We start from the raw sequence: 19,504 nt of genomic DNA, 5'->3' as shown, positions 1-19,504 counted from the left end.
TAGCCGGTTACTATCTTCGCAACTTTGTACCAAGGACGATAAAAAGATGAAAAAAGCACTACTAGTATTGTCGATGTGCTATGCAATACCCTCTTTCGCCAGCGATGTTGATTTCTCTATCGGCGGTGGCTATCCCTACTTTGTTGTACCTGAAGTATCCTGGTCTAACAACGACAGTCAGCGTTGGTATGCTAAGTACAACCTGGGACTGGATGACGGATTTAACCTCGGCTACGAGCAGGCTCTTGATGACAACCAGCATCATGCGTTGGGTATCGCGCTGGGTGCTATAGGTACAAGAGATGTGGATACCTGCAGTGAGGAAGATGACAATGTTGGCGACGCCTTTTCTTGTATAATTAGCGGCCTGTTTGACGATCACAGCGTGCAAGGCGCCGCCTTATCCTACAGCTATAATTTCAGTGGGCTGAACGCACGAAGCTGGCGCATTAAGTTTGAGGCAGGCTATGGACGGGTTTCAGTGGTGGATAAAAATTACGCCAGTGGTAACGTCACTGTCAGTTATCAGTTCTAGAGCCGATTGACCTAGATGCAAAATAAAGTTTGCTTATTCTATGCCTTCATGTGCGTGTTGGGTACTTTATTGCCCTTAGCCGCATTTTATCCCTGGCTGTTACAACAGGGTCTTAATACGCCATTAATGCTGGAACAGATTCGTCAGGATCCTTTAAGTCTGTTTGCCTGGCTGGACGTTGGCATATCAGCCGTCGTTTTGATTAGCTTTATCCTGCTGGAAAACAGACGCGTCAAGCTAACCTATGCCTGGACAGCCATTCTGGCAACCTGCCTGGTAGGGGTGTCGCTCGGACTACCGCTGTATTTGTTATTGCGCGAACGTTATCAGGCCGCGTTTACCCAAACGGATTTAAATTAAATCCAGAACGGCTAATTCAGCGGTTAGCGCTTGGTAAACTTCTGCATTAAAGGCGCAGAAGATAACCTTTGTCAGTTGAGGATAATCATCCAGAACGCCAACCACCGTCTGCACTGCGAGCTTGCAGGCCTGGTTGATAGGATAGCCGTATACACCACAACTGATCGCTGGAAAGGCGATGCTGCTAAGCCGGTATTCCCCAGCCAGGCGCAGACTGTTGCGATAACAAGCCGCCAGTAACCTGGCTTCTTCATGCTGCCCATCTTGCCAAATGGGGCCAACGGTGTGAATCACATAGCGGGCAGGTAAGTTGAAGCCTGGGGTGATCTTAGCTTCGCCAACCGCACAACCACCAAGGTCACGACAACAAGCTAACAACTGCGCTCCGGCCGCACGATGAATAGCCCCATCCACCCCACCACCGCCAAGCAAGCTCTGATTGGCCGCGTTGACTATAGCGTCAACAGGCAAAGTCGTAATATCCTCGTTAATCAGCGTGATTTTTGCTGCCATCTTCTGTGCCTTGCCCCTTGAAACCGTTACACTTAGCCGCAAACTCAGTTTAATAAATAAGTGTTCCCCCGGCACGTCCCGATGACACCATCCGGATGGCCTTCCAATACCGGGCTTATCACAAAAGTCTCGGTATCAATCATAATTCGTAATAGAGACAAAGCTCATTTTGTTGTAAATTTACGAAATAAACTTTCAATCTAGAGGATCCCATGGCAAATCAACTGGAGTCTTTAAAGAAAATTACTACTGTGGTCGCAGATACGGGCGACATCGAAGCAATTCGCAAATATCACCCCGTTGATGCCACTACCAATCCTTCACTCATGCTCAAAGCGGCTTCCTTGCCACATTATCGTGAGCTGATCGAAAAATCCGTAGCCTGGGCCAAGCAGCAGTCCAACGACCCCGAGCAACAGTTACTGGATGCCGGTGACAAGCTTGCGGTAAGTATTGGTTGTGAAATTCTGGGTATCATCCCTGGTCGTATCTCTACCGAAGTAGACGCCAGATTGTCATTCGATACGCAGGCGACTATCGACAAAGCGCGCAAGCTGATTGCCCTATATAAAGAAGCCGGCGTTGAGAAAGACCGCATTCTGATAAAGATCGCTTCGACTTGGGAAGGCATTTGCGCCGCCGAACAGTTGGAACAGGAAGGTATCAACTGCAACCTGACTCTGTTGTTCAGTTTCGCTCAGGCACGTGCATGCGCAGAAGCCGGCGTGTTTTTGATTTCCCCCTTCGTCGGCAGAATTCTGGATTGGTACAAAGCTAATACCGACAAAAAAGACTATGCTCCGGCCGAAGATCCCGGCGTCCAATCGGTTACCCAGATTTATCAATACTACAAAGACCACGGCTACAAAACCGTGGTGATGGGTGCCAGTTTCCGCAACACCGGCGAGATTACCGAACTGGCAGGTTGTGACCGTTTGACCATCAGCCCCGATTTATTGGAGCAGCTAGCCCAGACGGATGCCCCTCTTGAAGTAAAACTGCAAGACAAGGGCGCCAGTAAGCAAGCCGGTGAACGTATCAGCGAAAATGATTTCCGCTGGCAGATGAACGAAGACCCCATGGCTACCGAGAAGCTGGCTCAGGGTATTCGCAGTTTTGCGGCCGATCAGGTGAAGCTGGAAACTGTGCTAAAAGGTTTTTTCTAAATACAGCCCATATTCTGCGCCCGCCATTGCGGGCGCACCTATTTCTAGATTCTGGCCGTGCTGAAATGTGACGGCTCGCAGGAAAAATGGAGACAAGATGACTAGCCTGACTCAAACCGGCAACTGGCAACAACTGCAAGCTTTGGCCCAAGGTCTGAACGGCCAACATATGCGTGACTGGTTCAAACAGGATGACCAACGTGCGCAGCGCTATACCAGCCAGGCCTGCGGTATTGAATTGGATTACTCCAAAAACCTGATCAACGACGAAATCTTAAAGGCCTTGTTTGGTCTGGCAGAGACACGTCAGGTCAGTGCTAAACGTGATGCCATGTTTGCAGGCGACATCATCAATCACACCGAAGGACGCGCCGTATTACATACCGCGCTGCGTAACTTCTCCGGTAAGCCAGTGTTAGTGGACGGCCAGGATGTTATGCCAGAAGTGCTGGCCACTCAGGATAAGATTAAGAGCTTTGTAGAGCGTATCCACAGCGGCAGCCACAAAGGCTATACCGGTAAAGCTATAAAACATATTGTCAGCATAGGTATAGGTGGCTCGTTCTTAGGCCCGAAAATTATGTTTGAAGCCTTAAAGCCATATTGGTATCAGGGCATCAAACTGCATTTTGTGGCCAACGTCGATGGCTGCCATATCCAGGATGTGCTTGCTGGGCTTGATCATGAAGAGACGTTGGTAGTGATGTCTTCCAAGTCATTTACCACACAGGAAACCTTGCAGAATACCCTAACTGCCAAGGCCTGGTTCCTGCAAGCCGGTGGCACTCAGCAGGATATAGCCAAGCACTTTATCTGCGTATCCTCCAATATCAAAGCCGCGGTGGACTTCGGCATGGACGAAGATAACATCTTCCCCATGTGGGATTGGGTTGGCGGACGTTACTCCCTGTGGTCGGCCATTGGTCTGCCGATTGCTTTAGGGCTTGGCTACGACAGCTACCGTGAACTGCTGGATGGTGCCTATGCCATGGATCGCCACTTCGTAGAAGCACCAGTTGAACAAAACCTGCCGATGCTGATGGGTTTACTTGGGATCTGGTATGCCAACTTCTTTGGCGCACAAAGTCATGTGCTGTTGCCTTACTACCATTATCTACGCGGCTTTCCTGCCTATGTGCAGCAATTGGATATGGAAAGTAACGGTAAGTCTGTAGCGGGAGATGCCGAGCAGGTAGATTACGCCACCGGGCCGGTTATCTGGGGCAGTGAAGGCACTAACGGTCAGCATTCTTTCCACCAGCTTATTCACCAGGGTCAAGTGCTGATCCCGGCCGACTTTATGCTGCCTTTGAACGTGCCGAATCAGGACAACACTCATCATGCCATGCTGGCCTCCAACTGTTTTGGTCAGACTCAGGCATTGATGCAGGGTAAATCCTATGAAGAGGCTTATGCTGAGCTGGAAGGCAAAGGCCTGAGTGAAGAAAAACGCCATTCGCTGGCCACCCATAAAACCATGCCCGGCAATAAACCAAGCAATACGCTGTTGTTCAATCAGCTCGACCCTAAAACGCTGGGGTCATTGGTGGCACTATATGAACATAAGGTATTTGTGCAAGGTGCCATTTGGGGCGTGAACTCATTTGATCAATGGGGCGTAGAGCTGGGTAAAGTGCTGGGCAATAACATCCTGGCTAAACTGACCGACAGCGCGGCTGAACTGGACTTTGATGCCAGCACCAACGCCTTAATTAGCCGCTTCAGGGCGGCTAACCAATAAGCGGCAAGGTAGTAAAAAGGCGGGATAACCCGCCTTTTTCATTTTTTAGGCCTGGTGCCAATGCATATGCACTTCTTCCTCACCGGAATGCTCACAGCCTTTACGCTGAGTTTCAACAAAGCCATGACGTTGGTAGAAACGATGCGCGGCTGAATTTTTGGCATAAACCGCCAGCGACAAGACCGGATATTGAGTCTTTAAAAATGTCAGAAGCTGCTGCCCTATCCCCTGCGACTGATAAGCTTTGCCCACAAACAAGGCTGGAATAAATCCCTGATGATGACATATAAAGCCAGCTAACCGGCCGTCCTGACAATACACCCAAGTGTCCGCTCCCGGCAGATACACCTCCTGCATATTGATTTTCTGGGATTGCCAAAAGCTGGCAGGAATAAAATCATGGGTCTCTACTGATGCTTCATACCAAATAGAAACCAAGGTAGGGAAATCGTCCTTACTGGCGACTCGAATCATAATTGCCTCCTGGCACAACAACGACCGGGTTTGAATAAATAAACCCAGCGATAAAGCTTAGATCTTTGCCGACCTTGCGCATTGCAGGAATGCTTACTGCGCTCAGTTTTGAAAGTTATCTTATCGGCACGGCCAGCCTAACGGATGCAGGCCTCTGAATGAGTAAAAAATTGTTGGCTATTCAACACGAAGGGGCAAGGTAAGGCGGAACAAGGTACCTTTTCCTAAGGTGGATTCAACGGCCATCTGGCCTTTTAGCTTGGCCGTGACCAGGTTGTAACAAATGGATAAACCCAGGCCCGAGCCCCCCTGTCCACGCTTGGTGGTAAAAAAGGGTTCAAATATTTTTTTGACAACCTCTTCAGGCATACCTTTGCCATTATCATTGAAGCAAAGTTCTACCTCTTTCTCCCCGCGAGGGAGTAACTGAATCTGAATCACATTGTCGGTATTGGCATCAAAAGCATGTTGACTGGCATTGTTTACCAGATTGGTCAGCACCTGCGCCAGCGCCCCCGGATAGCTGCACATCCGAATGCTGACCGGATTCAATAATTCAAAGGCAATATGTTTGGTTTTAAGTATGGGAACCAGGCTGGACATCACCACCCCCACATATTCGCCGAGTTCAAACTCGGTCAGCGCCAGATTATGCTGATCTACCGCGGTCTTTTTAAAGTTCTGGATCAACTCGGCGGCCCTGGCCAGATTCTGATTAATCAGATGCAGTGACTCGTCCATGCTGCTCAGCTTGCTGTCCAATTTGCTGCGCGTCAGCTTATTATCTTCGACCTCATGACGTAATTCCTGCAGTTGCAATTGGCAATGACTGGCTGCGGTTACCGCGACACCAAGTGGCGTATTGACTTCATGAGCCACCCCGGAAACCAGGCTGCCGAGGCTGGCCATTTTTTCATTTTCGACTAATTGCTGCTGAGCTTGCTTGAGGCTGACCAGGGTCTTTTCCAGGCTGGCAGTACGCTGTTTAACCAAAGACTCCAGTGACTGATTCGTCAGCTCCAACTGCCTGGCATAGTCATTCCTTTCTTTAGCACTGATAGCCCGTCCCACCAAATCAGCCATGGCGGCAGCAAAGCTCATTTCATCTTCGCTCCAGCGCTTGGGCTGACCAATATGTTCACAACAGACAATACCCACCATTTTACCCCGGTGGCGAATTGGCATATCCAACAAAGAAGCGATACCAAGGGGGACAAGATAACCATCGGCAAACTCGGCGGTGGCTGGGTGTGTCACCGCATCTTCTGCCGATATACAACGTTCCTCATCTAATGCGGAAAAGTACTTAGGGTACTGGCTGCGGGTCAGCAGCAGATCTTCGTATCGAGCTTGCTGGTGCAGGTCGATAAGCAACGTACAGCGAATGCCATCCAAATACTCATCACGCATCCATATGCCAGCCCGTTCAATACTTAATCCTTTGAGTAAAGATTGCAGGATCAGTTCTTCGGCTTCACGCATGTCGCCCAAATCTATCCGGTCAGACTTGGATACTTCCAGCAGTAAATTTTCCAGCTTAAGCAGCATTAGGATCTCGAGTTGACTGTCATAAAACTCTCAAATAATCCGATTATCCTAACCGAGTTAGTACAGCTTGGTAAGCTTCTTGCCTTATCTAACTGAATGTTTTTTCGACACAACCTAGGTAAAGGTCATGTCATGAAAACTTCAAAAAATGTTAATAAAAGGTAACAAAAGTTGTTCTAGTTTAGCAGTGGTTGTGATATACCCTGTCTTGCGGTAAACAAAAAAAAGGAGATCTCCTGTGGATCAGTCAGATTTGTTGTCAATGCTCGACATAGAGTCCCGTCCCGCTAAGAACAAAAGCAAAAAACGCAAATGGAGAGAGATCGAAGCCATACAGGATCAGTACCGGCTTCGCCGCGAACTGGCCGAATTGGACTTGCTCTTGGATGAAGAGCTAAGTGAAGCCTAATTAAAAAAGCCCTGCTATTGCAGGGCTTTTTTATTTCTCGCGCATTGCCGTTGTCAGACCTGCCAGTTAACCGGGCTCAAGCCTTGTTGCACTAGCAGTTGATTAGCTTTGGAAAAGTGTCCGCAGCCGAGAAAGCCACGGTGCGCTGATAGCGGGCTTGGGTGCGGTGCCATCAATACATGATGACGTTGTCTGTCGATAATCGCGCCCTTTTTTTGTGCATGACTGCCCCATAATAGGAACACCAGTCCTTCTCTGTGCAGATTTAACTGCTCAATGACTTTATCGGTGAAACGCTCCCAACCAATTTTTGCATGAGAATGCGCCTGTCCTTGCTGCACAGTTAACACGGTATTTAGCAGCAGCACACCTTGCTCCGCCCAGCGCTGTAAAAAACCATGCTCGGGGCGCTCAAAACCAGCGATATCCTGCTGCAGTTCCTTGTACATATTGACCAGTGACGGTGGCGGTGCGATGCCCGGCAAAACCGAAAAACACAGTCCATGGGCTTGACCCGGACCATGGTAAGGATCCTGTCCAAGTATCACCACTTTAACCTGATCAAAAGGCGTGTATTTGAACGCATTGAAGACATCGGCCTGGGGCGGGTAAATGGTTTTACCCGCGTCCCGCTCGGCCTTCACAAAGCTCAGGATTTGCTGAAAGTAGTCCTGCTGCTTTTCCTGCCCCAATACGTCCTGCCAGCTTGTCACTTACCCACCAATTCAAACAAGGTAGCTTTCAGTTGCTGGTAATCATTAGCCAAGGTCAGAGACAAGCCTTCCTTGCCAGCACATTCAGCCAGCTCATGAGGCAGGCTGATAGGCTGTCCTAGCACATTTTCTACCGTATCGCGGAACTTGGCAGGGTGGGCAGTTCCCAGGAATATACCGGTTTGACCAGGCTCAAGATGGCGTTTCAAGGCCTTGTAAGCGACCGCCGCATGCGGCTCGCTGACATAGCCAAGGGACGCCAACTGACGCATAGCTACTTGGGTGTACTCTTCATCTATGGCATCAGATTGCAGGATTGCCTTATCCAGATACCCTTGTTCAAACAGCGCTTCAATGCGTGGCCAGTTGTTAGGCTGGCTAACATCCATGGCATTGGATAGTGTCGCAATGGTGGGCTTAGGCTGCCACTCGCCAGTGCGCAAATAACGCGGCACCGTATCATTCAAATTGGTCGAAGCCACAAAGCCCTGAATTGGCAGACCCAGTACCTTGGCAAACATCGCGGCGGTTAGGTTACCAAAGTTACCTGAAGGCACAGAGATCACCAGGTTATCGCGATTCTCAAGCTGCGCTACCGCTTCAAAGTAGTAACAGATCTGCGCCAACAAGCGACTGATATTGATGGAGTTGGCCGAGTTCAGATGCAAACCTGTTCTGGCCTGCTCATCGTCGAAGGTGGTTTTCACCAACTGCTGGCACTGGTCAAAATCCCCCTCAATGGCGATAGTGTGAATATTGCCACCTAAGGTGGTGAAGAGCTTTTCCTGCAGCAAGCTGATCTTGCCCTTAGGATACAAAATCACCACATCGATGTTTTCCAGGCCATAGAAGGCATGAGCGACTGCGGCGCCGGTATCACCTGAAGTGGCGGTCAAAATAGTGATTTTTTCACCTTTGGCCAGCTCAGACAGGCACTGGGCCATAAAGCGACCGCCAAAGTCTTTAAACGCCAGTGTAGGGCCATGGAACAATTCCAGGCAGTACACATCCTCTTCCACCTTGGCCAGTGGCGCAGGGAAATTAAATGCATTCGCTACTAACTGTGCCAAACGTGCTTTGGGGATCTCATCGCCAATTAAGCGGTGTAAAATCTCGGCGCTACGCTCGGCCAACGGCATGGCCAATAGCGCATCAATATCATCAAAAGTGGGCAGATGGGCAGGAAAGAACAATCCCTGGTTTTTGCCCAGTCCTTGCTTTACCGCCTGGCTGAAACTCACCCTTTCGGTGGTTTCCTTTAAGTTGAACAATTCCAAACTTATACCCTTGTTGCTGTTGACCCTTGTGGGTCTAATTGACAGATATGACTGAAGCCGTCGTTGTTCTGAATATAGTGTTCACTCAGCCATTGGTTAATACGTTTTGCCGATTCCAGATTGTCGCATACCGCGAACACCGTTGGCCCAGACCCCGAAATACCAAAGGCTAACGCCTGGTTGTCGTCGGCGAATTGCCTGGCTTGATCAAAACCGGGCAGCAGGGCTTTACGGTAAGGTTCGGCTATTACATCGTGCATCACACTAGCCGCCAGTTGGCGGTCGCCGGTATGCAAGGCGTGCACAAAGACGCCCAGCTGTCGGCCGAAGGTGAGGGTGTTTTTAAGACTTACCTGTTGCGGCAGGATCTTGCGTGCTTCAGAGGTTGACACTTTGATGCCGGAGTAGCACACCACCCAGTACCATTCTTCAAATACCGGCAACTGGATGGCGATGCGCTCAGCCTGCTCAGCCATGAGCACCAACCCGCCCAGATAACAAGGAGCCACATTGTCGTAATGCACGCTACCACTGATCTGGCCTTCCAGCTCTCCCATCATCAGTAACATCTCATCAGCGTTAAACGGGTCGCCGTAGAAGCTGTTTAATCCGTGCAGCGCCGCTACCACTGAACTGGCACTCGAGCCAAGGCCGCTACCGATGGGCAGATTTTTATACAGCACCATGGCACAGGGTACAAGCTCCTTTTGGCGCGCCTCTAGCTTGGCGATAAAATGCTGATGGCAGTGAAACAGGATATTCTGGGTCGGATCACTGGGCAGCTTATGAGCAAACCTACCCTTAACCTCGATACTGAACTGCTCGCTGGCATAGACCTCAACTTCATCCCCTAGCAGGCTGCCGTCGATAGGTTTCAGGGCCGCACCCAGTAAATCAAATCCAAGACTTACATTTCCGGTAGAAGCGGGCGCATAGGCCCTTACCATGTCGCTACTCATTATTCTTGCTTCCACGGCATAGTACGCAGTACATCGGCAAACACACCCGCGGCCGTGACCGCGGCACCTGCACCATAACCTCGAATCACAAAGGGAATGGGCTGATAGTAATGGCTGTGAATGGCCAAGGCATTTTCACCATCTTTGACCACATACAACGGATGCTTCGCATCCACCGCCTGAATTCCCACTTTGCACTGTCCTTTTTCGATACAGCCCACATAGCGCAGAACCTGACCTTTGGCTTCAGCACTGGCATGCAACTGACGATAAAGATCGTCCAGACCGGTTAATTTTTGCAAAAATTCGCTCACTGAGCCGGAGGCATCAAAATCAGCAGGCAAAATAGACTCAATCTCGATATCAGCCAGTTCCATCTCCAGCCCGGCTTCTCGCGCCATAATCAGCAGCTTACGCGCCACATCCATACCGCTTAAATCATCGCGGGGATCGGGTTCTGTATAGCCTTTGTCTCTGGCAATCACCGTCGCTTCAGACAGGCTCAACCCTTCTTCCAGCTTACCGAAAATAAAGGACAAAGAACCGGACAAAATGCCCTCAAAACGAATCAACTCGTCCCCGGCATAAATCAGTTTCTGCAGGTTATCGATAACCGGTAAGCCAGCTCCCACTGTGGTCTCATATAAAAACTGGCGACGGGTCTTTTGGGCGGTATCACGCAGCAAGTTATAAGAAGCCATGTCTTTGGTATTGGCCTTCTTGTTAGGTGTAACCACATGAAAACCTGCTTGCAGCATATCCAGGTACAGATTGGCCACATCTTCACTGGTGGTACAATCAATCACCACAGGGTTGACCAGGCTGTTGTCCTGCACAAAATTCTCCAGCGCTTCCAAGGAGAAAGCTTGCTGGCTCTGGCCCAGCGCATCTCGCCAGCCGTTTTCCAGATCAATACCACCAGGTTTGAGTAACAAGGAACGGCTATTCGCCACCCCATACACTTTTAAACTGATATTACGTTCCAGCAACTGTTTTTGCTGGCGCGCGATTTGGCTAAGCAGTTCTCCACCTACTGTGCCGCAGCCTACCAGGAAGGCGTCAATAGTATGAAGATTGGAGAAGAAATTCTGATGCACGACCTTCACGGCCTCCTTGGCTTTGCGGCTCTCGATCACGGCAGAGATAGAGCGCTCCGATGAGCCCTGCGCGATAGCGACAATATTGACCCTGGCCTGTGCCAGAGAACTGAAAAACTTGGCGGCCAGGCCTTTAACCTTGCGCATACCGTCACCCACCAGGGTCACTATGCCCAAATCCTGGCGCATCTCGATAGGCTCAAGTAGCTGATTTTCCAATTCAAGACGGAAAGCATCCTCCAACAGCGCCAGGGCGCGACCGGCATCCTTGTTGTGAATACAAAAACTGATGCTGTACTCGCTGGAGGACTGGGTAATCAGGCTAATAGAAATATTGGCGTTGGAAATGACTTCAAACACACGGCTGGCCATGCCTACCATGCCCTTCATACCCGGTCCTGCCACATTGAACATGGTCACATCAGACAGATGCGAAATGCCTTTGACACTGGTCCAGACCGTGCTTGGCTCATTACTGATCAAAGTACCAGGTGCGACAGGATTCAGGGTATTTCGAATCAGGCAGGGAATATGATACTGCGCAATGGGGCCGATGGTCTTTGGATGCAGTACTTTGGCACCGAAGTAGGACAGCTCCATGGCTTCCTGATAAGTCAGCTTATCCAGTAACACCGCACCTTCCACCTGGTTAGGGTCAGCGTTGTAGACACCATCCACGTCAGTCCAGATTTCACAGCATTTGGCATCAATACAAGCCGCCAGGATAGCGCCGGAGTAGTCTGAGCCGTTACGCCCCAAGGTGACCTTTTCACCTTTATCATTAGCCGCCACAAAACCGGGCATAATCAGCAGCACAGAACCGTCTTTGGGAATATCACCAAAGCGACTGCGACTTTCGGCCACGTCGGCAATACTATCCAGATAGTCACCTTCTGCCAGAACATACTGGACAGGGTCGATGATTTGATTGTCATAGCCCAGCGCACCTACCAGCTTGCTGAAGATGTTGACGCTGACATATTCACCCAGGCTGAGTATTTTTGCGGTAACCGCATCCGGGCTGCAATGAATGAGTTTGATGCCATCCAGATTGCGATGCAATTCGCTAAGCAGTTCATCAATGTAGGTAAGTAGGCTGGCACCGTCGAAATTGTCCACCTGTTGGGTAAGATCGCGCACAATGCCTGTCAGGGTATCGGTCAGCTTGCCAAACAGTTCTTGATAATCCTGTCCAGCCACCGCCATATCAACCAGCGACGATAAGGCATTGGTCACGCCTTTAGGCGCAGACAGAACAACTGCTGCACCTGTGTCCTGGTGGGTTGGCAGCACGATGTCTTTGACCATCAGATAACGCTCTGCGTCTGCGAGCGACGATCCCCCGAATTTCATTACCTTCATTTGCTGCTCCTAGATGTTGTACCCCGGCCATTGACGAACGGGTATTCTTTCGTCCGCTACAAGAGCGGCCGTCGCCGGGCCTTACCTCGGCGTAACGATTTTCCCAAAGGGCAAATACCCTGTGAAAAATTCAAAAAAAAACCCGCTTCCTGTGAGGGTCGCGGGCTTGTTGTTTTTTTTTTGCGCACTAGCCAGCGACCACCAGTCTTGTGGTGGTAATCATCATGGTGGTGGTGGTGCGACGAATAAATTTCATGCGGGTCAATTTGCCGTATAGACGTCTATATGTCAAGACGTAATTCCTTCCAATTGGTCCAAACAGTACCAGTCACTTATATTAATTTGATCTTATGCCTATGCCGATAGGCATTTGGGCTCAGCCATGCGCTGTGTGTCGCTCCGGTCGGTACAAACCAAATCCCTGCAAGGTAGTCAGTAATCTGCTGCCATTCACCGGCTTAGCAATAAAATCCAACGCCCCTAATGCCATCACCCTTTGCTGCATTTGCGGTTGGACATCACCGGATATCACCACCACAAATACTTCAATACCCTCGACCTTAATCTGTTCAAGTACCTCAATACCATCCATCTCGGGCATAGTGAGGTCCAACAGCAATAATCCAAAATGGTGGCGACGCAGCATGGCTAAAGCTTCTTTACCATTTCCGGCAAAACTCACTTCCACATCCCAATCGTCAGGTAATGCTCGTTGCGCCGACTTACGCGCTAACATGGAGTCATCACAAATCAATACAGGAAATCCCATTGTTGTTCCGTTATTCTCGTTATTGTTGCAGAACTATCGCGTCATAAGAGCGCGTCCATTATGAGTGAGGAAACGCCTTTGTCTTCCCCTTCCCCTGCCCGTATTGCTTATCAAATTCTCAAGGGCTTTGAAAAAAGCTTTCGCTGGTACAGCCGCATTACCAATGCCGCTCGCGAAAGATTCGAGCAAGCAGATTGGCGCGCCGTACAAAGTGCCGCACGCGAGCGAATCGCCATCTATGACCAAAGCCTTTCCGAGGCAGTTGCCGAGATCTACCAGAGCTGCCATCCGCACAAGCAAGACTTGCAATTCTGGCGAGAACTTAAGCAGCATTACCTTAAACAACTTGATCATCATGGGCAATTCGAATTAGCCGAAACCTTCTTCAACTCGGTCATAGGCAGACTCTTCCGCCACCAGAAAATCGATGATGAAATGATGTTTGTGTTGCCCAGCCGTTGCTACTTGCCAGGGCAAATGCGCACCAACGTGGTAAACAGCTTTGATGCCCGTGGCACAATACGTTCCACATTAGAGGCTATTTTATCCAGCTATTCCTTCCGCCTGCCTTACACCAACGTAGAGCGTGACCTGCAAAATCTTGAACGCTATTTACGCGACAGTTTTTCCAAACAGGAACTGGCAACCATTCACAAAGTAGAAATACTACAAAGCGTTTTCTACAGGAATAAGGCGGCCTATCTGATGGGCCGAATGTGTACCGCCGATAAGCCCATTCCCTTTGTCATTGCTCTGATGCACGACCCTAAAGGCGGCTTATGTGTAGACACGTTGCTGACCGACCGTCACGACCTTAGCGTATTGTTTGGTTTTGCTCGCTCCTATTTTATGGTCGACACGCAGCATCCGGCCGAAGTGGTGGCATTTTTGCAGGAACTTTTACCCAACAAGAAGCACTTTGAGCTGTATATTGCCCTGGGTTACTACAAACACGGTAAGACGGTGTTTTACCGCAACTTCCTGCAACATCTGCAGCACAGCGACGATCAATTTGAAGCCGCGCCCGGCATTAAAGGCTTGGTCATGGCAGTATTTCATCTGCCCTCATATGGCGTGGTATTTAAAGTCATTAAGGACGAATTCGCCGAAAGTAAGAAGATCACCCGCGAACATGTGAAAGACTGCTACCGACTGGTTAAGATGAGCGACCGGGTTGGCCGCATGGCAGATACTCATGAATATATGAACTTTCGCCTGCCAAGGCACAGAATCAGCGATACCTTGCTAGAAGAACTGCAGGAAGTTGCCGCCAGTAGTCTGGAAATGACCGAGCAGGAAGTGATCATCAAGCACTTGTATATCGAACGCAAAATGACGCCGCTGAACCTATATCTTGATCAAGAAACCGATCCAGACAAAGTCGCCGCCGCCATAGAAGACCTGGGTCTTTGCATCAAACAAATCGCTGCGGCCAATATTTTTCCTGGCGACATGCTACATAAAAACTTCGGTATTACCCTCCATGGCCGGGTAATTTTCTACGACTATGACGAAGTCTGCTACATGAACCAGCGCAATTTTCGCACCTTGCCCCGCTCAGATGACCCTTATGCCCTGGATACACTATCGGTGGCTCCCGACGATGTATTTCCCGAGCAGTTTGAGCATTTTATCGTTGGTAAACGTCACCTGAAGGAACTGCTGAAGGCTAAACATCCGGAATTGATGGATCCCATTTGGTGGCAAAAAATTCAGCAAGAAATGGCCGGTGGTTTAATTAAAGATGTATTACCTTACCCGGCTGCCAAGCAGTTCCGTCGTCGCTACCCGCCGGACTAAACAGCTTGCAGTGCATGCCAGGTGAGGGCCACAGAACAACCCACACCAACAGTCCATACTGAGCTGCGCGCCAAATGCCAATCCAATAAGTAAAACAGGTTGTAGCACAATCTCGCGGCAATAAAGGTCATCGCTAAATATTGCGCATAGCTGTCTGTCTGCCCGGTGATCAGCACAGCCAATGCCCCTGGCGTAAACATGATCAGCGCCTCGAAGGCATTTTCATGGGCCGCTTTGGCCCGCGCCCCAAAACCTGTTAATGCAGACTGCTGATTACGCGGGTGACGGTTGTCATAGCCGCCCGCTTTGGCCTGAGCAATGGCAAGAGGGGCTTTGGCCAGCAAAGGCAGCAGACTGGCAATCAACAAACAGAGCAAAACCGTGTACATTGTGAGTTCCTTATCCAAGTTTCAACCATAGTGCCAGATTCATCCTTCTGTGCAGAAGAAATTTCTGCATCACTGAACATCAACACCCCCTCACCTGTGCAGCCACTTTGTGTGGATTGGCCGGGGAGTGAGCAGGTTGAGCTGTTTATTAAACGAGATGATTTGATTCACCCCATTATCTCCGGCAATAAGTGGCGAAAGCTTAAATACGCGCTACTGGAAGCCAGACAAAAGGGCGTCGCCGAAATTATCAGCTTCGGCGGTGGCCACTCGAATCATCTGCATGCCCTTGGGTATTGCTGTCAGCAACTGGGCATACAGTTAATGGCACTAGTGCGAGGAGACTACAGCCAGAATCCCACACCTATGCTGCGGGATCTGTATCAGTGGCAGGCGCAGATTATCTATCTGGACAAAGCCACCTATCAACAGCGCAGCCAAAGTGACTTTATCGGAGCCTGGCAGGCCGCCCATCCCAACGCCATGATTGTACCGGAAGGTGGCAGTCAGGCTCAGGCTCTGCCGGGGGTCGCGGAAATCCTGCAGGAACAAGAACAAAAATTTAGTCATATCATAGTGCCGGTGGGCAGTGGCGGTACTTTAGCTGGACTTATTCAAGCCAGGCAGATTCAACACCAGGATAATACACAGCTACTGGGTATTGCGGCACTGAAGGGTGAAGGTTATCTCGAAGAACTTGTCACTAACCTACTACCCCAATCAGCCCCTACAAACTGGCATATCGAGCATCGTTTTCATTTTGGCGGCTATGCCAAAAGCACAGCCGAGCTCCATACATTTTGCCAAACCTTCAGGTCCCACACCGGCATCGGTATTGAGCCGGTATACAGCGGCAAGGCTTGCTGGGCCCTTAAACAGAAACTGGCCGAAGGCTACTTCCCTCAAGGCAGCCGTGTTCTGCTCATTCATACCGGCGGCTTGCAAGGTGCCCGCCAATAACGACAGGCCATCGCACCAAAGTGCCCAGAAACTGGCGCTTAGCCAGGCTATTCAGTAGGATTACAAGGGTACGCCTCAGTTAGGGCGAAATTGGGTAGACTAATTTTTAAGGGATAAATGATGAAGAAAATTCTGGTCATATTGCTGGTCTTGGTAGCGGCCTTTATTGGTGTCGTTTTCTATCTGGTTTCCGGCGTAGATGAACTGATCCGCAGTCAAATGGAAACCCAGGGCAGCAAAGCATTGCAAACCCAGGTTCAGGTCAACAAGGTAGAACTGTCCTTTGCTGAAGCACGTATGAGCATTGGCGGATTTAATGTACATAACCCCAAAGGCTACTCTGATGACCAGGCTTTCAGCCTGGGTGAAGTAAAACTCGATCTCGGTACCTCGACCAAAGAGCCTTACATAGTCGAAGAAGTACTGATTGATGCGCCGACTGTGTTATATGAAGTGGATGCCAGTGGCAAAGCCAACCTGGTGGTACTAAAAGACAACCTGCAGGCCATGCTGCCTAAAGGCGACGGCCAGCCAACAGCAGAAAGTACCGGCCCAAGCCCACTGGTTTCGGTACAAAAAGTCACCATTAAGGATGCCAAACTACGTATTAATTTCGAAGCCATGGATACCGGTGAGCTGAAGTTGGATCAAAAACAGTATGATTTGACCCTGCCGACCTTCCAGTCTTCACCTGTAGGTGTACCTAACGGCCTGCCAGCCGATCAGGTTGGAACAGCCATCATGGATAGCATGCTGGATAACCTTATCAAGCAAGCTAAACAGCGGGTCAAAGATATTTTCGAAGATAAAGCCAAGGCCGCTGCAAAAGAGAAAATCGACGAGGAAAAACAGAAGCTCGAAGAAAAGGCCAAAGACAAGCTAAAAGGGCTGTTAGGCAATAAATAAACGCCATTGTCCCGGCGTGCTCTTGCACGCCGGGTACCATTTAGCTCTTACAACAAGCCGCCATTCGCCTCTGTTGACCTAACCAAGGGAATATCACTTTCAGCGTTTACCCAGCCCCAATTCGATAGTTAAATATCGCCACCACCGACACCCCATTTACCACTTCAACCCTCTTTAACTAATTGTTTTTTATATGTTAATTTTAGTGGTATAAAAGCGTCATTTTTCAAGTTGTAAGGATAGCCAATGAAAAATGTACATCTGATTGCCGCACTCGCTCTAGCATACTGTTTGACGACCCAAGCCCAGACTCCGCTTCCCGCTCACTTTCAAAACCTGGATTTTGAGACCCAACAAGATGCGCAACTTAGCCACTGGCAACTAAGGATTAACACCTCCTCCATACCAGCCAGGGCGACCGACAAAATCTCCACAGAAAAAGGCCAATACTCAGCCATTTTGCGAGGCGAGAATGACCAGAAGATCATTTTATTGCAAACCCTTAACAACAGTTTTGCAGGAGAATACCTAACAGTGATCGGCATGGTCAAAGCCGACAATATAGAAGGAAAAGGACGCCTGTACGCCATGACCCAAGATGGCACAGGTAGAGTGTTAACTAATAGCACTTGGAACGAAAGATTCCTCCCTATCAGCGGGAATTCAGACTGGCAACGTTATCAGATTTCTATCCCACTGGATAAGGGCGTACACAAGATCACCTTAGGGGCTCAACTTGAAGGGAAAGGCACCCTTTTTGTGGATGACTTACAGGTATTTGTAGACAGACAAGAGCACACGCAGGCCTCCCCCTTGGTGCCCAAGCTTTATCCTGCCGATAAAGACAATGAATTTGAGCAAGGTTCAGGTATTCAGCTCTCGCAGATATCTGAATTACAACATAACAGCCTTATCAAACTCGGCCGGGTATGGGGATTGGTTAAATATTTCCATCCTGCAGTGGCGCAAGGTCTGCATAACATGGACGCGGAGTTATTTAGGGTAATGCCCGCGGTATTAAGTGCCAGCACAGCAAGCGAAGTTAATCAGGTTTTAGACCATTGGCTGGATGGCTTTGGCAAACCAGTTTTCTGCTCGCTTGACTGTCAGAGTCGACCAGAAAAAACCAGCCGCAGTGTAGATTTAAGCTGGATAACAGAATCTGATTACCTAGGGGACAAGTTATCCCAAAAACTCTTACATTTGGTCGACAGCCCCAAAGCAAAAGAACATTACTATTTCGACTATGAAGCCACTAATAATGTACAAATACTTAATGAACGACCCTATATGCAGATTCTCCCGCATGATAGTGGTATGCAACTGTTAAGTTTATTTCGCGCATGGAACATAGTTGAGTACTTTTCGCCTTACAAGCACTTACCAGATGAAGCTTGGGATAAACAGCTAAATCTGTTCATCAATGCTTTTGCGACAGCTGACTCATCAGAGCGTTATCAGCAACATTTACTCAAATTGCTAAGTAAAATTGACGACAGCCATAGCAAGCTTTGGGGAAGCAATGTCCAGAAAATAAACCTTCAGTTATTCGGCCAATACAGGGTTGCTGTAGAAATAAGACATGTTGAGCAAAAATGGGTGGTCACCAAGCTTTTACCTGGCTATCCAGGGCCTCTGCAAGTTGGTCAAGTTATCACTAAGATAAACGGCCAGTCTGTCGTGGACAGGGAACAAGACTTATGGTCGATGCTGCCAGCATCCAATCACGTAACCAAATACCGTGAACTGGCTAAACACTTACTCAAGAGCCCTACTCCAGAACTACGTATTGAACTGGACAATGGTCAGTTGATCACTACCTCCGCCATACATAGCCAAGATGATACTTTTAAACGAAAGGAAGCCAATCAGCTTCCTAGTTATCGTTGGTTAGAGCCAGGTATTGGTTACATTGATATAGGGCGACTGACTAGGTCAGAGGTCGATGAGATGATGGCTTCATTTAAAGATGCCAATGCCCTGATATTTGACATAAGAGCCTATCCTAAGGGCACAGCCTGGACCTTGGCCAAGCATCTGCTTCCTGGCCCTACAACCTTTGCGCAAGTTGAAATACCGGAAACCTTTTATCCAGGTCAGTTTACTTTAAAGCCCCCAAGCAAGATTGGTAAAACCAATACAGATTACTTCAAGGGCAGAATAGTTCTGCTGGCCGACGAGTACTCACAAAGTCAGTCTGAATATTGCTTAATGATGTTACGCCGGGCACCACAAGCTATTGTGGTAGGTAGCCAGACGGCTGGGGCAGACGGAAATATATCCATGTTTACGCTACCTGGCGGTTATGGCTCGAATCTATCTGGAATTGGAATTCTTACCCCCAAAGGTAACCAGACCAACCGCATAGGCATCATACCCGACATTGAAGTGAAACCGAGCCTCGAAGCAATTCGAGCAAGCCGCGATAATGTTTTAGAGGCAGCTATTGAAATAGCCAAGTCAGACAAGTTTGTTGAGTTAGTACCAAGCCAAGTACAAAATTGATTTGTGGTTATGAAGGGATAA

Annotated in this window: 18 protein-coding genes; 9 read left to right on the top strand and 9 right to left on the bottom strand. The window is 49.2% G+C overall.

Annotation, left to right across the window (positions count from 1 at the left end):
* The first annotated feature begins 46 nt into the window (after nucleotides 1-46).
* The gene (locus tag KJY73_RS01190; protein WP_214339462.1) at nucleotides 47-535 is read left to right on the top strand and encodes a hypothetical protein; all 489 of its coding nucleotides are present in this window, start codon (nucleotides 47-49) and stop codon (nucleotides 533-535) included.
* A gap of 15 nt (nucleotides 536-550) precedes the next feature.
* Entirely contained in the window at nucleotides 551-895 is a 345-nt protein-coding gene (locus KJY73_RS01185) for a DUF2834 domain-containing protein (protein ID WP_214339460.1), read from the top strand.
* Here KJY73_RS01185 and KJY73_RS01180 read toward each other — a convergent pair.
* Nucleotides 887-1,408, bottom strand: a complete 522-nt coding sequence (locus tag KJY73_RS01180; RefSeq protein ID WP_214339458.1) for an O-acetyl-ADP-ribose deacetylase — start codon at nucleotides 1,406-1,408, stop codon at nucleotides 887-889. The genes KJY73_RS01185 and KJY73_RS01180 overlap by 9 nt on opposite strands.
* Nucleotides 1,409-1,620: 212 nt before the next feature.
* Here KJY73_RS01180 and tal point away from each other — a divergent pair, with 212 nt between their 5' ends.
* Nucleotides 1,621-2,574 carry a transaldolase gene (tal, locus tag KJY73_RS01175; RefSeq protein WP_206592143.1) on the top strand — a complete coding sequence of 318 codons (954 nt, stop codon included), beginning with the start codon at nucleotides 1,621-1,623 and terminating at the stop codon, nucleotides 2,572-2,574.
* A gap of 97 nt (nucleotides 2,575-2,671) precedes the next feature.
* Nucleotides 2,672-4,315: a glucose-6-phosphate isomerase gene (gene pgi / locus KJY73_RS01170; RefSeq protein WP_214339449.1), complete on the top strand. Its 1,644-nt coding sequence runs from the start codon at nucleotides 2,672-2,674 to the stop codon at nucleotides 4,313-4,315.
* 45 nt (nucleotides 4,316-4,360) lie between these two features.
* Here pgi and KJY73_RS01165 read toward each other — a convergent pair whose 3' ends face one another.
* Together KJY73_RS01165 and KJY73_RS01160 are read right to left on the bottom strand one after the other, a co-directional pair.
* The gene (locus tag KJY73_RS01165) at nucleotides 4,361-4,789 is read right to left on the bottom strand and encodes a GNAT family N-acetyltransferase (protein ID WP_214339447.1); all 429 of its coding nucleotides are present in this window, start codon (nucleotides 4,787-4,789) and stop codon (nucleotides 4,361-4,363) included.
* 177 nt (nucleotides 4,790-4,966) lie between these two features.
* A complete protein-coding gene (locus KJY73_RS01160) occupies nucleotides 4,967-6,337 on the bottom strand; it encodes a sensor histidine kinase (protein WP_214339445.1) in 1,371 nt (456 codons plus the stop codon).
* 238 nt (nucleotides 6,338-6,575) lie between these two features.
* Here KJY73_RS01160 and KJY73_RS01155 point away from each other — a divergent pair, with 238 nt between their 5' ends.
* Nucleotides 6,576-6,746, top strand: a complete 171-nt coding sequence (locus KJY73_RS01155) for a DUF3545 family protein (protein ID WP_206592139.1) — start codon at nucleotides 6,576-6,578, stop codon at nucleotides 6,744-6,746.
* A 53-nt stretch (nucleotides 6,747-6,799) separates the two neighbouring features.
* Here KJY73_RS01155 and ung read toward each other — a convergent pair whose 3' ends face one another.
* The 5 genes from ung to KJY73_RS01130 form a co-directional block, all read right to left on the bottom strand.
* Entirely contained in the window at nucleotides 6,800-7,459 is a 660-nt protein-coding gene (gene ung / locus KJY73_RS01150) for a uracil-DNA glycosylase (protein ID WP_214339443.1), read from the bottom strand.
* Nucleotides 7,456-8,736 carry a threonine synthase gene (gene thrC / locus KJY73_RS01145; RefSeq protein ID WP_214339441.1) on the bottom strand — a complete coding sequence of 427 codons (1,281 nt, stop codon included), beginning with the start codon at nucleotides 8,734-8,736 and terminating at the stop codon, nucleotides 7,456-7,458. Before thrC ends, ung begins: the two co-directional genes overlap by 4 nt.
* Before the next feature lie 2 nt (nucleotides 8,737-8,738).
* The gene (thrB, locus tag KJY73_RS01140; protein ID WP_214339439.1) at nucleotides 8,739-9,695 is read right to left on the bottom strand and encodes a homoserine kinase; all 957 of its coding nucleotides are present in this window, start codon (nucleotides 9,693-9,695) and stop codon (nucleotides 8,739-8,741) included.
* Nucleotides 9,695-12,154, bottom strand: coding sequence for a bifunctional aspartate kinase/homoserine dehydrogenase I (gene thrA / locus KJY73_RS01135; protein ID WP_214339437.1), 2,460 nt, complete (start codon nucleotides 12,152-12,154; stop codon nucleotides 9,695-9,697). Before thrA ends, thrB begins: the two co-directional genes overlap by 1 nt.
* Nucleotides 12,155-12,530: 376 nt before the next feature.
* Nucleotides 12,531-12,923 carry a response regulator gene (locus tag KJY73_RS01130; RefSeq protein WP_206592134.1) on the bottom strand — a complete coding sequence of 131 codons (393 nt, stop codon included), beginning with the start codon at nucleotides 12,921-12,923 and terminating at the stop codon, nucleotides 12,531-12,533.
* A 60-nt stretch (nucleotides 12,924-12,983) separates the two neighbouring features.
* Between KJY73_RS01130 and aceK the strand changes: the two genes are divergently transcribed.
* Complete coding sequence (gene aceK / locus KJY73_RS01125) at nucleotides 12,984-14,723, top strand: bifunctional isocitrate dehydrogenase kinase/phosphatase (RefSeq protein ID WP_214339435.1); 1,740 nt, start codon at nucleotides 12,984-12,986, stop codon at nucleotides 14,721-14,723.
* Here the strand turns inward: aceK and KJY73_RS01120 are convergent.
* Complete coding sequence (locus KJY73_RS01120; protein ID WP_214339433.1) at nucleotides 14,720-15,112, bottom strand: MAPEG family protein; 393 nt, start codon at nucleotides 15,110-15,112, stop codon at nucleotides 14,720-14,722. The two genes, aceK and KJY73_RS01120, sit on opposite strands and share 4 nt — an antisense overlap.
* A gap of 30 nt (nucleotides 15,113-15,142) precedes the next feature.
* Here KJY73_RS01120 and KJY73_RS01115 point away from each other — a divergent pair, with 30 nt between their 5' ends.
* The 3 genes from KJY73_RS01115 (at nucleotide 15,143) to KJY73_RS01105 (ending at nucleotide 19,483) form a co-directional block, all read left to right on the top strand.
* Nucleotides 15,143-16,072 carry a 1-aminocyclopropane-1-carboxylate deaminase/D-cysteine desulfhydrase gene (locus tag KJY73_RS01115; protein WP_332874146.1) on the top strand — a complete coding sequence of 310 codons (930 nt, stop codon included), beginning with the start codon at nucleotides 15,143-15,145 and terminating at the stop codon, nucleotides 16,070-16,072.
* Nucleotides 16,073-16,192: 120 nt separating this feature from the next.
* Entirely contained in the window at nucleotides 16,193-16,978 is a 786-nt protein-coding gene (locus KJY73_RS01110; protein WP_214339431.1) for a DUF748 domain-containing protein, read from the top strand.
* 246 nt (nucleotides 16,979-17,224) lie between these two features.
* Nucleotides 17,225-19,483: a S41 family peptidase gene (locus KJY73_RS01105; RefSeq protein ID WP_214339429.1), complete on the top strand. Its 2,259-nt coding sequence runs from the start codon at nucleotides 17,225-17,227 to the stop codon at nucleotides 19,481-19,483.
* Nucleotides 19,484-19,504 lie beyond the last annotated feature (21 nt).

It is taken from the genome of Bowmanella yangjiangensis, from assembly GCF_018531185.1.
GTDB classification, from domain to species: domain Bacteria; phylum Pseudomonadota; class Gammaproteobacteria; order Enterobacterales; family Alteromonadaceae; genus Bowmanella; species Bowmanella yangjiangensis.
The sequence above is the reverse complement of the archived record's forward strand: the minus strand, read 5'-3'. Positions and strand labels throughout refer to the sequence as shown.